Genomic DNA, 268 nt, shown 5'->3' with positions numbered 1-268 from the left:
GAGGTAGCCAAGACGCTTGGTGCTGCTGTAGCGGTACAGCCAGGACGAACCGATCGAGCCCTCACCGGTGAAGGAGGACTTGATGCCGACGAGCTCCTCGGCCTTGAGCGCCGGGGCGGCCGCCTTGAAGGTCTTGCCGTAGGCCCACTTGAGGGTCTTGCCGGTGAAGGCGTAGTTGCCGTCCGGGTGCGACCCGCTCGGGTAACCGAACACGAAGATGCCGGTCCCGATCTTCTGGTTGTAGGCCAGGCCCTGACCACCGACGTTG

General features: G+C 64.6%; 1 pseudogene. It reads right to left on the bottom strand.

Annotation, left to right across the window (positions count from 1 at the left end):
• Positions 1–268: pseudogene (locus AAH991_RS40390) on the bottom strand (trypsin-like serine peptidase); the annotation flags it as partial.

This window comes from Microbispora sp. ZYX-F-249 (assembly GCF_039649665.1).
GTDB lineage: Bacteria > Actinomycetota > Actinomycetes > Streptosporangiales > Streptosporangiaceae > Microbispora > Microbispora maris.
The sequence above is the reverse complement of the archived record's forward strand: the minus strand, read 5'-3'. Positions and strand labels throughout refer to the sequence as shown.